This is a genomic window from Streptomyces sp. NPDC030809, from assembly GCF_055572195.1.
This window is the reverse complement of record NZ_JBVIDV010000038.1, coordinates 1-14,411: the sequence shown is the minus strand read 5'-3', so window position 1 is coordinate 14,411 and position 14,411 is coordinate 1. Positions and strand designations below refer to the sequence as shown.

Below are 14,411 nucleotides of genomic sequence, written 5' to 3'. Positions count from 1 at the left end.
GGGCGGTGCGTGGACGGCCCGGGGCCGGGCGCGACACGGGCCCCGCTCCGCGTTCCCGCGGGGCGGGGCCGGTCGTGCGTACCGACGGGGGCCGAGGAGGCCGGCCGAAGGGGGCCGGCGAAGCGGGTCAGAGGTTGCCGCGCTTCTCCTGCTCGCGCTCGATCGCCTCGAAGAGGGCCTTGAAGTTGCCCTTGCCGAAGCCCATCGAGCCGTGGCGCTCGATGATCTCGAAGAAGACGGTCGGGCGGTCCTGGACCGGCTTGGTGAAGATCTGGAGCAGGTAGCCGTCCTCGTCGCGGTCGGCCAGGATCTTCAGCTCGCGCAGGGTCTCGACCGGCACGCGGGTGTCGCCGACCCACTCGCCGAGGGTGTCGTAGTAGGAGTCCGGGGCGGTGAGGAACTCCACGCCCGCGGCGCGCATCGTGCGGACCGTGGAGACGATGTCGTTCGAGGCGAGCGCGATGTGCTGGACGCCGGCGCCGTTGTAGAACTCCAGGTACTCGTCGATCTGGGACTTCTTCTTGGCGATGGCCGGCTCGTTGATCGGGAACTTCACCTTGAGGGTGCCGTCCGCGACGACCTTCGACATCAGGGCCGAGTACTCGGTCGCGATGTCGTCGCCCACGAACTCCTTCATGTTCGTGAAGCCCATGACCTTGTTGTAGAAGCCGACCCACTCGTTCATGCGGCCGAGCTCGACGTTGCCGACGCAGTGGTCGATCGCCTGGAAGGTGCGCTTGGCCGGGGGCTCGACGATCGGGGCGGCGGGGACGTAGCCGGGCAGGTAGACGCCGGTGTAGCCCTTGCGCTCCACGAGGGTGTGGCGGGTCTGGCCGTAGGTGGCGATGGTGGCGAGGACGACGGTGCCGTGCTCGTCGGAGACCTCGTGCGGCTCCTCCAGGCCGCGCGCGCCCTGCTCGACGGCGTACGCGTAGGCGGCGCGGGCGTCCGGCACCTCGATGGCGAGGTCGTAGACGCCGTCGCCGTGCTCGGCGACGTGCTCGGCGAGGAAGCGGCCGTGGTCGGTCGTCGCCTTGATGACCGAGGTCAGGACGAAGCGCGCCGAGCCGTTGGTCAGGACGTAGCTGGCGGTCTCGCGGTTGCCGTGCTCGGGACCGGAGTAGGCGACCAGCTTCATGCCGAACGCGGTGGAGTAGTAGTGCGCGGCCTGCTTCGCATTGCCGACCGCGAAGACCACCGCGTCCATGCCCTTCACCGGGAACGGGTCCGCCTCGCGCGCGGTGGTCGGGGTGGTGTGATCCAGCGTCTCAGTCATGGACGCAGATTCGCTCCGATCCACAAGGTGCGCAATAGTTTCCTCATTCGCTGGTCAACCTGTACAGCACAATGCGAGGATCAAGGGAAGTTCTGTACAGGATGACCACCCCTGGAGGCCTGATGGGCATCGACCCGCTGGACGGCAGGCTCATCGTGCTGCTCGCCCGCGAGCCGCGCATAGGCGTACTGGAGGCCTCGCGCCGCCTGGGGGTGGCCCGGGGCACGGTGCAGGCCCGCCTGGACCGGCTCCAGTCCAACGGGGTGATCCGCGGTTTCGGGCCGCAGGTGGACCCGGCGGCCCTGGGTTATCCGGTCACCGCCTTCGCCACCCTGGAGATCAAGCAGGGGCAGGGCTCGGACGTACGGGCCCACCTGGCCACGGTCCCCGAGGTACTGGAGCTGCACACCACCACCGGGCACGGGGACATGCTGTGCCGCCTGGTGGCGCGCTCCAACGCCGACCTCCAGCGGGTGATCGACCGGGTCGTCGGCTTCGAGGGCATCGTGCGCGCCTCGACCGCGATCGTGATGGAGAACCCGGTGCCGCTGCGGATCATCCCGCTGGTGGAGCAGGCCGCGGCGGACCACGAGGACTGACCCCGCGGCGCGCGCCGCCGCCGGGAACCGGCCACGTACGGGCCGCGTAGGGGCCACGTACGGGCCGCGTACGGGCCGCGTACGGGCCGCGCGCAAAGGAATCCTTGCAAAAACCCCGTTGCAAAGGCTCCTTTGCATGCCTACGGTCGCCCCATGGCCGAATCCCCGGACACACCCGCCGTCCGCACCCTCGACGCCCGCACCCTGCGCGGGCTCGCGCACCCGCTGCGGATCCGCCTGCTCGGCGCCCTGCGCCACGACGGCCCCGCCACCGCCTCCCAACTGGCCGCCCGCCTGGGCGAGTCGAGCGGGGCCACCAGCTACCACCTGCGCCAACTCGCCGCGCACGGGTTCGTCGAGGACGCCCCGGAGCGCGGCAAGGGCCGGGAGCGCTGGTGGCGGGCGGCCCACGAGGGCACCCGCTTCGACCCGCGGCTCCACGAGGACCCGGACCCGGAGGTGCGCGGCGCCGCGGACCTCTTCTTCCACGAGATCGCCACGGTGCACACCCAGGAGCTGGCGACCTGGCTCGGCAACGCGCACTCCTGGCCGCCGGAGTGGCGGCGGGCCTCGGACATGAGCGACTTCACCCTCCGCCTCACCCCCGAGCGCAGCCACGAGCTGATCCTGAAGATGCACGAGTTGATCAGCAGCTACAAGGACGAGGAGCCCGCGGACCGGGCCGGCGAACCCGAGGGCACCGCCGCGGTCCGCTTCCACCTGCACGCCTTCCCGCGTCCGACCGCCTGAGGGGACCAGCCACCGTGATCCGCCAGGGGGGAACCGCGGCCGCCGAGGCTGCCGCACGAGGGCCGTTCGCGGCCATCCTGACCGCCAACACCATTTCCATAGCGGGCAGTTCGCTCACGCTCATCGGGGTTCCGTGGTTCGTGCTCCAGACCACGGGCAGTGCGGCCCGGGCCGGGGTCGTCGCCTTCTGCGCGACCCTGCCGGTGGTGGTGTCCGCACTGGCCGGCGGACCCGTCATCGACCGGCTCGGGCGGCGGCGGGTCTCCGTCGCCTCCGACCTGGTCTGCGGCCTGTCGGTCGGTGCGATCCCGCTGCTGCACTACGCCGGGCTGCTGGAGTTCTGGATGCTGTGCGCGCTGATGGCGGTCGGCGGGCTCGTCCACACCCCGGGACTGACTGCGCGCAACGTGATGCTCCCGGACCTCGCGGAGCACGCCGGGACCTCGCTCGCCCGGGCGTCCAGCCTGTACGACGCTGTGTCGCGCGGGGCACGGATGATCGGGGCCGCGGTGGCCGGCGTACTGATCGGGGTGCTCGGGGCCGAGGCCGTGCTGCTGGTGGACGCGGCCACCTTCGCGGTGTCCGCGGCGCTGGTCGCGGGCGGGGTGCGCGGGATCGCCGCGGCCGAGCCCCGGCCGGGTGCGGCCGCCGCCTCCCCGGCCGCGTACCGGGCCGAGCTGCGCGAGGGGTACGCCTTCCTGCTGCGCACCCGGCTGCTGCTGGGCGTCACGGTGATGGTGATGCTGACCAACGGCATGGACCAGGCCTGGAACTCGGTCCTGCTCCCGGTGCACGCCGGGGAGGAACTCGGCGGCTCCGCCGAACTCGGCCTGCTCGTGGCCCTGTTCGGCGGCTGCGCACTGCTGGGGGCGCTGCTCTACGGGGCCGTCGGGGAGCGGTTCCCGCGCCGGGCGCTGTTCGCGGCGGCCTTCCTGGTGTGCGGGCCCGCCCGCTGGGTGGTGGCGGCCTGCACCGACACCACCCTGCCGCTGGCGGTGACCATGGCGCTGTCCGGGCTCGGCGCCGGGATGCTCAACCCGATCCTGTCGGTGACCTTCTACGAGCTGGTGCCCGAGGCCCTGCGCAGCCGGGTGGCCGGGGTGTCCACGGCGGGCTGCGAGCTGACCATGCCGCTGGGCGGGCTCGCGGCGGGCCTGCTGGTCGAGGGGGTCGGCCTGACCGCGGCCCTGCTGGTCTTCGGCGCCGGCTACCTGCTCACCACCCTGGCGCCGCTGGTGTTCCCGGCCTGGCGCACGATGGACACCCTCGCCGCGGCGAAGCGGGCGCCGGTCGCGGGGGCCGGGGCGCGGGCCGGTACCGCGGCGGCCGACTCCTCCGCGGGCTAGGCGGCGCCGGGGCTCTCAGCAGCTGGGGACCTTGCCGCCCTTGTTCAGGGCGCGCAGTGCGGAGACGGCGCCGTCCAGGGTCGTGACGGGGATCAGCCGCAGCCCGGCCGGCAGGTCGGACTCGGCGTCGGTGCACTCCGCCTTCGGTACGAGGAAGACGGTGGCCCCGTCCCGGCGGGCGGCCTGGGTCTTCAGGGCCACTCCCCCGACCGCGCCGACCTCCCCGTCCGGGGTGATCGTGCCGGTGCCGGCGATCGTACGGCCGCCGGTGAGGTCGCCGCCGCTGCCGTCGCCGTCGAGCTTGTCCACGACGCCCAGGGAGAAGAGGAGTCCGGCGCTCGGCCCGCCGACGTCGGCGAGCTCCAGGTCCACCTTCACCTTCGCCGGGTCCTTGTGCAGGAACGCGAGGGCGGCCTCGGCGGCGGAGGACTGGGACTTGGCCATTTCCGCCAGATTGTGCTTCTCGATCTCCTTGTCGGTTTCACCCGAGGGGTAGACCGACTCCTTCGGCAGCACGGCCCGGTCGGTGCGGAACCAGCTGTCGACCAGCTCGCCCAGCCGCACGTCGGTGGACGGGCCGGTGGCGAGGATCGTGGTCATGCGCAGCTGGCCGCTCGTCTTGCGGACGGGGGCGCCGGTGACGGTGATGACGGGCTTGCCCTGCCGCTCGCCGAGCACGTCCGCCGTCAGACCGGGCCGGGCCAGCGCGAACGGCAGCGGGGCGAGGGCCGCGGCGGCGAACAGCGCGAGCACGGGCGCGGCGCAGAGCGCGAGGGCCGCGGGACGGGGCAGACGTGTGAGGCGTGAGAGCACCCGGCCAATCTAGCTGGCCGGGTGCCGCCCACGAGTCCGGCACCGGGCCGCGCGGGTCCGGCGCCGGGGCAGCACGGAGTCCCGCACCGGCACGGCCGAGAGTCCGACACGGGCGCGGTGCGGGTCCGGCACCGGTCCGGGTCCGCGTCCGGCACCGGTGCGGCGCCGGTCCGGCGCCGGGTGCGCGGTCGCTCAGCGCAGGGCGTCGGCGACCTCGCGGGCGGCGTCGACCACGCGCGGCCCGACCCGCTCCGGCACGGCGTCCGCGAGCATGACCACGCCCACGCTGCCCTCCAGGCCCGAGATCCCGACGAGGGGGGCGGCGGCTCCGCTGGCGCCCGCCTCCAGTTCGCCGTGGGTGAGCGTGTAGCCCGGCTCCGTCAGGGAGCCCTGGCGGGCGGCCAGGATGGCCCGCCCGGCCGCCCCGCGGTCCAGCGCGTGCCGGAAGCCGGCCCGGTAGGCCACGTGGTAGTCGGTCCAGGTCGGCTCGACGACGGCGACCGCGAGGGCCTCCGTGCCGTCCACGAGGGTCAGGTGGGCGGTCGCACCTATGTCCTCGGCGAGCGAGCGCAGGGCCGGCAGCGCGGCCTCGCGTACGAGCGGGTGGACCTGCCGGCCCAGCCGCAGCACGCCGAGGCCCACGCGGGCCCGGCCGCCGAGGTCCCGGCGGACGAGTGCGTGCTGCTCCAGCGTGGCCAGCAGGCGGTAGACCACGGTCCGGTTGACGCCGAGCCGGTTCGAGAGCTCGGTGACGGTCAGGCCGTGGTCGGTGTCGGCAAGCAGTTTGAGGACGCGCAGTCCCCGGTCGAGCGTCTGGGAGGTTTCCGCGGTCACGACGCCTCTCCCTCTTTCGGTGAGCGGCGGGGGGCTCTCACGGGGGAAGCGCTGCCGGTCCCATCGGCGACGCACGGAGAGGCCGCCGGTAAGGCCAAATGCCCGGCTGCGCTCCGCGGCGGCGCTGCCACGGGGCGTTTCGTTGCGGGGAATGTAGCGACCGGGTCCCGCTGAGCGGAAGCCCTCGTCCAGAATCCGGGCGCCAGCGAGCAATTTGCGCCGCTTCGGGACCAAGGTCTGTAGCTCTCGGGTCCTTTCCCGCCCACGAGTCCTTTACCGGTTCATTACTGTGTAGGTGTTCGAAAGCGGCACCGGTCAACGGTGTTCGGAAAGGGAGCGAATCCCTTTCGGCGGTTTCGGAGGAGGCTCCAGCCGCGGCGGCACCCGGTCCCCGGACGAACCTCCCGCCGCAGCCGGCCCCGGCCCCCGGTCCCGGCCCCCGGTCCCGGCCCGCCGCCCCCGTACTCCCGTCCCCGCGGGAAACGAGCGGGGCCCGTGCGTTCCTCCGCACGGGCCCCGCTTCCCCACCGGGGACGGTCTCACCGGGTCACCGCATCCGGGTGGCCCACTCCTGCACCTTCTTGATGCGCTCGCGCAGCTGCCCCGCCGTGGCCTCGGCGCTCGGCGGCCCGCCGCACACCCGGCGCAGCTCGGTGTGGATCACCCCGTGCGGCTTGCCGCTCTGGTGGACGTACGCGCCGACCATCGTGTTCAGCGACTTGCGCAGCTCCAGCAGCTCCTTGTGGGACACCACCGGCCGCCGCTCGGCGGGCAGCTCCAGCAGGTCGGCCTCGGCGTCGGGCTTGCGCCGGCTGTGCGCGATCTGCCGGGACTGGCGCTTCTGCAGGAGCAGCTGCACCTGGTCGGGCTCCAGCAGGCCCGGGATGCCCAGGTAGTCCTGCTCCTCCTCGCTCCCCGGGTGCGCCTGCATGCCGAACTCGGCGCCGTCGTAGAGGACCCGGTCGAAGACGGCGTCGGACTCCAGGGCCTCGAAGGACATCTGCTCGTCCTCGCCGGTGTCCTCGTCCTCCTGCCGGTTCGCCTCCTCCATCTCCTTCTCGGATTCGGCGTACGGGTCCTCCTCGCCCTGCTTCTTCGGCTTGTCGAGGACGTGGTCGCGCTCGACCTCCATCTCGTTCGCGAAGCCGAGGAGGTACGGGATCGTGGGCAGGAAGACCGAGGCCGTCTCGCCGCGCCGGCGGGAACGCACGAAGCGCCCGACGGCCTGCGCGAAGAAGAGCGGGGTGGAGATCGTGGTGGCGTAGACGCCGACCGCGAGCCGGGGCACGTCGACGCCCTCGGACACCATGCGCACGGCGACCATCCAGCGGTCCTGGTTCCCGCTGAAGGTGTCGATGTGCTTGGAGGCGCCGGCGTCGTCGGAGAGCACCAGCGTGGCCTTGGTGCCGGTGATCTCCCGGATCAGCTTCGCGTAGGCGCGCGCCGAGTCCTGGTCGGAGGCGATGACCAGGCCGCCCGCGTCGGGAATGCCCTTGCGGACCTCGGTCAGCCGCTGGTCGGCGGCGCGCAGCACGTTCGGCATCCAGTCGCCGCGCGGGTCGAGGGCGGTCCGCCAGGCCTGGGAGATGGCGTCCTTCGTCATGGGTTCGCCGAGCCGGGCGGCGATTTCGTCGCCCGCTTTGGTCCGCCAGCGCATATTGCCGCTGTAGGACAGAAAAATAACCGGACGAACCACCCCATCGCCGAGAGCATTCCCATAGCCGTAGGTGTAATCGGCGGAGGATCTCCGGATTCCGTCATTCCCTTCCTCGTACGTGACGAAAGGGATGGGATTCGTGTCGGAGCGGAAAGGGGTGCCGGTGAGGGCGAGCCGGCGGGTGGCCGGATCGAAGGCCTCCAGACAGGCCTCGCCCCAGGACTTGGAGTCGCCGGCGTGGTGGATCTCGTCGAGGATCACGAGGGTCTTGCGCTGCTCGCAGCGGTTGCGGTGCAGCATCGGGCGCACGCCGACACCGGCGTACGTGACGGCCACCCCGTGGTACTCCCGGCTCAGCGGCCCGGCCGAGTACTCCGGGTCCAGCCGGATGCCTATCCGGGCGGCGGCCTCGGCCCACTGCTTCTTCAGGTGCTCGGTGGGCGCGACGACGGTCACCTGCTGCACGACGTGGTGGTGCAGCAGCCAGGAGGCGAGGGTCAGCGCGAAGGTGGTCTTGCCGGCGCCGGGGGTGGCGACGGCGAGGAAGTCCCGGGGCTGGGTCTGGATGTACTTGTCCAGGGCCCCCTGCTGCCAGGCTCGCAGCTTGCTGGCGGTACCCCACGGCGCACGGCCGGGGAAGGCGGGTGAGAGGTGGTGGGAGGCAGTAGTGGTCACGGTCTCCGGCTCGGGTCTCTCGGCGCACAGGGCCGACCGGTACGGGCAGCACGGACCGGCCCGGGCGACACGGGCAGTCGTACGTAGGACAACCGGGCCACCTTACCGGGGTCCGCCCGCCCACTCCGGCCGGACGGGGCCGTGACCTCGGGGGGTGCGGCGAGGGTCACATCGACTTCGCCGCACTCCGGCGGAAACGTCGGCGGGCGCCCGCCCTCAGCCCGCGAAGAGCGGGAGCCGCGTCGCGATCTTCGGCGCGTCGAGCGCGCCCTGGCACACGTCGAGCACGAATTGCTCGGCCTCGTCCACGTCGAAATCGACTGCCAGCGGGTGGCCGTTCATATGCAGAAAGACCCAGGTTGCGTACCAGGCGATGCGCTTGTTCCCGTCGACGAGACCGTGGTTGCGAGCGAGCGACTCCATGAGGGCGGCCGCCTTGTGCCACACGTCCGGGTAGGCGTCCTGCCCGAAAACACTGCTCTGCGGGCGCAGCAGGGCCGATTCGAGCAGGCCGTAGTCGCGCACATCCTCGGTCCCGAGCCGCTTGGCCAGGTTCAGCAGCTCGGGAAGCGTGAGGTAATGCATCAGGCGAGCCTCCGGTTCAGCTCCTCACTGACCTTCAGCACATGCTCTGCTGCCTCGTTGAAGAGACGGGCGTGCTCGTTTACCGCCCGGATGACGGCGTCGTGAGCGAAGGACTGCATGCTCCGCCCCTCTGCCTCCGCGCGCTGCCGCAAGGCGTCCAGTTCTTCGTCGGTGAATCGCACGTTGAGTCCTGCCATGACTCGACGGTACCGCGTGGTACCACGTGGTGTCACGCGGCTTTGGGCAGGACGCGGGTCGACACCCAGGCCCCGGCCAGCGCCACCGCGGCCATCGGGACGAAGACCGCGACGAAGGCCCCCGGGTGGGAGGCACCGGCCGCGGCGACCGCGTGCCCGTCCCCCACCGCCCCGCCCCCCAGCGCGGCGAAGGCCGCGCCGCCGCCGGCCAGCAGGACCACGTTCGCGAGGGCGTCGGAGATCTGGAGGGCGGCCGAGTTCGCGCCCGCCTCCTCCGGCGGGGACAGCTTGAGCAGCAGCACGCTCGTGGAGGTCACCGCCAGGCCCATGCCGAAGCAGCCCAGCGCCCAGGCCACCGCGACCACCCACACCGGCACGGCCTCGACCAGCACGGTCGGCACGACCGCGATGGAGGCCGCCACCAGCACCATCCCGCCCGCCATCATCCGCTCCCGGTACGGGTCCAGCCGCGGCCGGGCCTGCACCCAGGAGCCGAAGGCCCAGGTGGCGCCGGCCCCCGCCAGGCTGAGCCCGGCGAAGGTCGGGCTCAGCCCGCGCTGGGTGACCAGCATCAGCGGGATGAAGCTCTCGGCGGCGATGAACGCACCCCCCGCGAGCCCGCGCAGCAGCACCACGGACGGCAGCCCGCGGGCGGCCCGGTAGGTGCCGCGCGGCATCAGGCCGCGGCCGCCGGTCACGGCGGGCACCAGCAGCACGAACCCGGCGAGGATCGGCACGAGCGAGAGCCAGCGCAGGTCCTGGGCTCCGTACTGGATCAGCGCGGCCCCCAGCGCGATGCCGAGCGCGAGCCGGATCCGGCGGCGGTCGAACGGCACCGGCGGGGCCTCCGGGTCGGCGGGGCCGGAAGCGGTACGGCGGATCGCGGGCAGGGCGATGGCCAGCGGGGGCACGACGAGCACGGGGATGCCGACGAACACCCAGCGCCAGCCGATGTGCTCGGTGACCGAGCCCGCCACGAGCGGGCCCACGACGGAGGGGACGACCCAGCTGGCGGCGAAGGCGGCCATGATCGCGGGGCGCAGGCGTTCGTCGTAGGCCCGGCTGACGACCACGTACAGGGCGACGATCACGAGCCCGCCCCCGAAGCCCTGGACCGCGCGGCCGAGCACGAACAGCCACATCGTAACGGCCGTCCCGGAGAGCAGCAGCCCGGCCCCGAAGCAGGCTATGCCGACGGCGAGCGGCCGCAGCGGGCCCTGCCGGTCGGACCACTGCCCGGCGAGCACCATGCCGAAGAGGCTGGTGGTGAAGTACGCGGAGAAGGCGAAGGCGTACAGCCCGACCCCGTCGAGCTCGCGGGCGGCGACGGGCATGGCGGTGCCGATGGCGGTGGCCTCGAAGGCGATGAGGAAGACCACGGTGATGATGCCGATGCTGAGCACGCGGTGCGCGGGCCCGAGGATGCCGCCCTGGGCGGGCCCGGCGGGGGCGGCCGCGAGAGCGGTGCTCTCCGCGGCCTCCGCGGTCTTCGAGGCCGTCGAGGTCTTCGCGGACCCTGCGGACTCGGCGGACTCGGCGTCGGGGGTGCGTTTGAGGGCGGTCATCGCCCCAGCGTAAGGGCCGTGCGGCGGCTGAGCCCCTGTCGTGCGGCGGATCTTCCCCGGCCGGTGGCCGTAGGGCGGAGGACGTAGGACCGGGCGGCTTTGTGAACGGGACATGGCGGTCCCATTGCAGCCGCCCCTTTCCCCTTCCGGCCCGGAAACCGCCCCCGTAACTTCATCCGTGTCGAAGCACACGGCCGTGCCCGAGTGGTTTAGGGACCAGCCTGCAAAGCTGGGGACACCGGTTCGAATCCGGTCACGGCCTCCAAGCACTTATCCCCTAGTGCCCGGAAACCCGCGGCCTGGGGCCCGAAACGAGACGCAGCACGGGCTTGTTCGGCAAGCCGGCGCCGTCTGCGCAACCGAGTTCGGCTGCAACAGCGACGGACGCCGCGTGGGCGAGGATCAGGTGGGCCTCGCGCAGGGCTTTGGCGTCGCCGGCGGGGGACGATGTGTTCTCCACTTGCGTCAGTAGCACCACGGGCTTCCCTGATTCAGATGGCAAGCGGCTGCTATTGCAATCAAAGAAGAGGAAGGCTCGCTTCGGGTTGGTCAGCGCATTGCGGCCCAAGGCGTACTGGAACGTCGAGGGCTCGTTGCTCGGACCATCGGGAGGTCCCCCTTCCACCGCCGAGACGGCGACATCGAGATCGCTGGTCGAACCACCGAGATAGACGCTGCACATCGGGTAGCTGTCCGGCCAGGTCGAACCTGTGAAATGTCCTTCGATCAGGTCGTGCACTGCCTGGGGAACGCTCTGCCTCTCGATGGAGTGCGTGGGGGGGCGGCCTCCGAGCGCAACATCCAGAGCCTTCCTGGTGTGACCGGCGAAAAGGCCATGACAGAGCTTGCCAGCTGCTGGCATCGAGGGAGGGCCGCCGGAGTTCTTCACATCCTGCGCGCATCCCAGGAGAAGAAGACCCGCAGCTACCGCACTGCACACCCATTGGCCCACTCGAGCACCCTGCACGACTAGCCTCTTACTCATCCGTCTCGGGGGAATGCCCCTGCTGTTGCTGCAGCAGGCTGCCCATGGCGTAGCCCGTGTTCCAGTCCGTCTTGAGATCCTGAGCAAGGTCGTCCACTACTTGGATCTGGTGAGTGTCACGAAACGCTACGAGGGGGCCTTTTGCTGTCTCCCTGCCCGCCCTGAAGATCTCCTCGCGCTGGGCATGAATCCGGTCTTCGACCTCTTCTTGATGCTCCTGCTGTTCCGCGTAAACCCAGTTCCCGACCACCTGGCTAGCCACCTGTTCCATGGCTCCACCACCCGTATCCACGGCGAGGGGAACGAGAATCGCGGCGGCTCCAGCGACTGGGGCCGTCACCGGAAGGAAGGCCATTCCGGCCCCCACCGCTGCCGTCGCCCCAAATTCAACCCAGGCCGCACGCTTCTCCATCTCCCGGTTGTACTCCTCGTCAGCCTTGATCGTTGTTTCGGTTAGCTGGTCGGCGCGCGCTTGGTCGAGCAGTCCATGCACCTGGGAACCGGTGCGCACCGCCTCCCGGACGGCGCCTTCCTTGATGTGCCCGTGGGAATCGACCTGCGCCTCCATGACGGACGCCGTGTAGACACGTTCCGCCACGGACACGGTGGCGTACGCGTCGGGATGTTGTCCCAGCGCGCTGAGGAACTTCCGGGCTCCGTCCTCGTCCAGCTTTGCGTGTCCCCGCTCGTCCGACGGCTCGAACGGACTGCCGGGCTCCCTGTCGTTCAGGGCCCAGTTGATGTCGTCGATATAGCCCGCGCCCATCCGGCCAAGGCTGTCTGCCAGGACCTCCTGGCGCTTGAGCAGCCCGGGGTCGCCCCCGTACTTCTCCACGACCTGCTCCATCACGGCCGCACCGGTGTCGGTGCGCAGCAACCGTGGGTGGGGGTCGTCCCACGCGTGGCCCAGTGTTGCCGCCTCCAGGGCGTGTCCCAGCGCGTCCGGCATGTGGTGCCGGGTCTCGGTCCAGTCCTCCGGGTTCGGGCTTTCCGTGTCCGGGAAGGACGCGTACTTCTCGTTCGTGAAGTAGTCCAGGTACGTCGCGATCGGCCGCCCCTGCGCGTCCTTGCCCAGGTCCGGTGCCGCGGAGCGGACCGTCCCGTCGGCGGCGTACGCGTGCAGCGGGCGTTCCGGGTCGAAGAACTCCGCGGCCGCCTCCGGGCTGTGCCCCAGCGCCTCCAGGAAGCTGTTCACCGGGTCGTACCCGGAGCCGTTCAGCCCGGACGGGTTCAGGAGGTTGCGGGCCCAGCCGTTGACCTGCCGGGACTGCGCGAAGAAGTCCGGCTGCTGCGCCTGCACCTGCACCGCGTGCTCCGCGATCGGCACCAGGAACCGCGCGTCGTACTCCCCGTACCGCATGACCCCGCCGAGCAGCTGGTACCCGAAGGGCGGGTTCGTGTCCCACCGCGCCAGCGGGATCCGCTCCGTGCCGAGCCGCCGCAGCTCCCGCGCGAAGGACTCCGGCAGGTGCGTCCGGTGGTCGGGGTCCGTCGCGGTGGCCAGGGTGAAGCCCAGGTTGCGCTGGAGTTCCCGTACGTCGGCCAGCCGTTGCGCATCCGGCTCCCCGTACCGGTCGTACGTGTCCGTCGCGAGCTGCCCGAAGAACTCCAGGGCCCCGCGGGCGCCGAGCGCCGTGTAGAAGGCGGTCGCGAAGACGGGCGCCGCGCGGTTGTCGTGCAGCAGCTCGTTGAGCTGCATCAGCTCCGCGTGCGTGAGCGCGCGCCCCTTCGCGGCGAGCGCAGCCGCCCGGTGGGCCTCCTCCGCGTCGAGGCTGTCGAACCTCGGCCGCGTGAACTGGCGTCCGTCCGCGCTCACATCGGCCCGCAGGGCCCGGGAGAGCGCCTGGTCGGCGTCGTCGCAGGTCTCGACGATCGCCTTGATGCGGCGCTCCAGTTCGGCGACCGCCGCGGCCTCCCGGCGGAGCAGCTCCGCGTAGCCGGGGTCGTGGCGCGCGTCGGTCCGTACGGCGGCCAGCGGGTTCCTGGCGCGGACCCGGCCGGTGCCGGTGTCCACGACCAGCCGGGCGGCGGGCGCGTCCGTCTCCACAATGCGCTTCAGCTGGTCCTGGGCGGTCTTGAAGGCCGCGTGGCCCTGTTCGAGGAGCCGGCGGATGCCGCGGGCGGCGGCGGCCGCATCGTCGAACTCCTTCGCCGCCTTCGCGATGAACGGCTTCGTGACGTCCGCGTTGACCCCGCGCCAGTCGGCCGCGTTCGCCTTGGCCAGCATGCCGTGCCGGCTGTCGGCGGCCAGCCGCTCCAGCCGGGACGCCATGCGGCCCCAGTCGGTGACGGCGTCGTGGAGGGCGGCGAGCTTGAGCTCGTAGACGTGCGCGAACCTCAGCATCGTCACCGTCACCGTCACCGTGGTCGTGGTCGTGGTCGTGGTCGTGGTCGTGGTCGTCAGGTCAGGTCAGGTCAGGTACGTGTCGATCTGCGCGGTGGAGAGGCGGGCGATGATGTCCGCCTCCTCGCGGGCGTGGGAGGCGGCCGTGTGGTCGAGGTGGTTGGAGATGTTCGCGCAGGCGTCGAGGAGGGTGCGCAGCTGGGTGTTCCACCGGTCGTGGACGGTGAGGAGGGCGGGACCGCTGCGGAAGTGGGTGTGGGAGAGGGCGATCGCCGCGTCGAAGGTGGCGGGGCGGGCGTGGTCGCCGTCGCGGGTGAGGCGCTGGTAGAGGGCGTGGGCGGCGCTGCCGACGGTGCCGAGGGCGTCGGAGTCGACGCTGAGGTCGGGGGCGCCGGGGGATGCGGCCCGGCCGCCTGCCGGGGCCGTGCCCCGGGCCGCGGCGGCGTTCCGTGCGCTGGACCACTCCTGCTCGAAGGACACGTGTCCCTCTCCCTCCCGCCGACACCGCCTCGCCCGGTGCGGGCACGCTACCGGGGGCGCCGACGCCCCCCTGCCCAACCGTCCCGCCCTGACCGGGCCCCACCCGCCGCACACACGGGTCCCGAGCCCCCGACCCTCTCCCCGACGGCACCCGCACGAGTGACCCCGCGGCCCGCCCCACGCCACCCTCCGCCCCCCGTTATGTTTTTGGCGGTCCTGCAATGGGGCCGCTGGCCTCCGGGCTCGGTATGACTGTGTCCCCTCTGTCGAAGGCATGACCTGGGGGGTGGTGTCGCCGGGTTCGT

General features: G+C 71.9%; 13 protein-coding genes and 1 tRNA gene. 4 read left to right on the top strand and 10 right to left on the bottom strand.

Annotation, left to right across the window (positions count from 1 at the left end):
- Positions 1–127: 127 nt before the first annotated feature.
- Positions 128–1,276, bottom strand: coding sequence for a 4-hydroxyphenylpyruvate dioxygenase (hppD, locus tag ACZ407_RS33345; protein WP_468134978.1), 1,149 nt, complete (start codon positions 1,274–1,276; stop codon positions 128–130).
- 122 nt (positions 1,277–1,398) lie between these two features.
- Between hppD and ACZ407_RS33340 the strand changes: the two genes are divergently transcribed.
- From ACZ407_RS33340 to ACZ407_RS33330, 3 genes are all read left to right on the top strand, one after another.
- Entirely contained in the window at positions 1,399–1,875 is a 477-nt protein-coding gene (locus tag ACZ407_RS33340) for an Lrp/AsnC family transcriptional regulator (RefSeq protein ID WP_468135047.1), read from the top strand.
- A 153-nt stretch (positions 1,876–2,028) separates the two neighbouring features.
- A complete protein-coding gene (locus tag ACZ407_RS33335; protein WP_468134976.1) occupies positions 2,029–2,625 on the top strand; it encodes an ArsR/SmtB family transcription factor in 597 nt (198 codons plus the stop codon).
- Positions 2,626–2,639: 14 nt separating this feature from the next.
- Positions 2,640–3,971 (top strand): MFS transporter, encoded by a 1,332-nt coding sequence (locus ACZ407_RS33330; protein ID WP_468134974.1) that lies wholly within the window; start codon positions 2,640–2,642, stop codon positions 3,969–3,971.
- 15 nt (positions 3,972–3,986) lie between these two features.
- On the opposite strand, the gene ACZ407_RS33325 is transcribed toward ACZ407_RS33330, so the two are convergent.
- The 6 genes from ACZ407_RS33325 to ACZ407_RS33300 form a co-directional block, all read right to left on the bottom strand.
- Positions 3,987–4,784 (bottom strand): S16 family serine protease, encoded by a 798-nt coding sequence (locus ACZ407_RS33325; protein WP_468134972.1) that lies wholly within the window; start codon positions 4,782–4,784, stop codon positions 3,987–3,989.
- A gap of 192 nt (positions 4,785–4,976) precedes the next feature.
- Positions 4,977–5,618 (bottom strand): IclR family transcriptional regulator, encoded by a 642-nt coding sequence (locus ACZ407_RS33320; protein WP_468134970.1) that lies wholly within the window; start codon positions 5,616–5,618, stop codon positions 4,977–4,979.
- A gap of 547 nt (positions 5,619–6,165) precedes the next feature.
- Positions 6,166–7,950: a DEAD/DEAH box helicase gene (locus ACZ407_RS33315; protein WP_468134968.1), complete on the bottom strand. Its 1,785-nt coding sequence runs from the start codon at positions 7,948–7,950 to the stop codon at positions 6,166–6,168.
- A 216-nt stretch (positions 7,951–8,166) separates the two neighbouring features.
- Positions 8,167–8,535 (bottom strand): type II toxin-antitoxin system death-on-curing family toxin, encoded by a 369-nt coding sequence (locus tag ACZ407_RS33310; RefSeq protein ID WP_468134966.1) that lies wholly within the window; start codon positions 8,533–8,535, stop codon positions 8,167–8,169.
- Positions 8,535–8,732: an Arc family DNA-binding protein gene (locus tag ACZ407_RS33305; protein ID WP_468134964.1), complete on the bottom strand. Its 198-nt coding sequence runs from the start codon at positions 8,730–8,732 to the stop codon at positions 8,535–8,537. Before ACZ407_RS33305 ends, ACZ407_RS33310 begins: the two co-directional genes overlap by 1 nt.
- A gap of 32 nt (positions 8,733–8,764) precedes the next feature.
- Positions 8,765–10,297 (bottom strand): MFS transporter, encoded by a 1,533-nt coding sequence (locus tag ACZ407_RS33300; protein WP_468134962.1) that lies wholly within the window; start codon positions 10,295–10,297, stop codon positions 8,765–8,767.
- A gap of 192 nt (positions 10,298–10,489) precedes the next feature.
- Here ACZ407_RS33300 and ACZ407_RS33295 point away from each other — a divergent pair.
- Positions 10,490–10,562 (top strand) — tRNA-Cys (locus tag ACZ407_RS33295).
- A 12-nt stretch (positions 10,563–10,574) separates the two neighbouring features.
- On the opposite strand, the gene ACZ407_RS33290 is transcribed toward ACZ407_RS33295, so the two are convergent.
- The 3 genes from ACZ407_RS33290 to ACZ407_RS33280 form a co-directional block, all read right to left on the bottom strand.
- A complete protein-coding gene (locus ACZ407_RS33290) occupies positions 10,575–11,036 on the bottom strand; it encodes a hypothetical protein (protein ID WP_468134960.1) in 462 nt (153 codons plus the stop codon).
- A gap of 238 nt (positions 11,037–11,274) precedes the next feature.
- Positions 11,275–13,626, bottom strand: a complete 2,352-nt coding sequence (locus ACZ407_RS33285; protein ID WP_468135045.1) for a hypothetical protein — start codon at positions 13,624–13,626, stop codon at positions 11,275–11,277.
- Positions 13,627–13,692: 66 nt separating this feature from the next.
- A complete protein-coding gene (locus tag ACZ407_RS33280; protein ID WP_468134958.1) occupies positions 13,693–14,106 on the bottom strand; it encodes a hypothetical protein in 414 nt (137 codons plus the stop codon).
- Between the last annotated feature and the right edge of the window lie 305 nt (positions 14,107–14,411).

What these genes read in the sequence shown, in the direction of transcription:
- hppD (WP_468134978.1), bottom strand. Translation starts at nt 1,276, where the DNA reads ATGACTGAGACGCTGGATCACACCACCCCGACCACCGCGCGCGAGGCG.
- ACZ407_RS33340 (WP_468135047.1), top strand. Translation starts at nt 1,399, where the DNA reads ATGGGCATCGACCCGCTGGACGGCAGGCTCATCGTGCTGCTCGCCCGC.
- ACZ407_RS33335 (WP_468134976.1), top strand. Translation starts at nt 2,029, where the DNA reads ATGGCCGAATCCCCGGACACACCCGCCGTCCGCACCCTCGACGCCCGC.
- ACZ407_RS33310 (WP_468134966.1), bottom strand. Translation starts at nt 8,535, where the DNA reads ATGCATTACCTCACGCTTCCCGAGCTGCTGAACCTGGCCAAGCGGCTC.
- ACZ407_RS33305 (WP_468134964.1), bottom strand. Translation starts at nt 8,732, where the DNA reads ATGGCAGGACTCAACGTGCGATTCACCGACGAAGAACTGGACGCCTTG.
- ACZ407_RS33300 (WP_468134962.1), bottom strand. Translation starts at nt 10,297, where the DNA reads ATGACCGCCCTCAAACGCACCCCCGACGCCGAGTCCGCCGAGTCCGCA.
- ACZ407_RS33285 (WP_468135045.1), bottom strand. Translation starts at nt 13,626, where the DNA reads ATGCTGAGGTTCGCGCACGTCTACGAGCTCAAGCTCGCCGCCCTCCAC.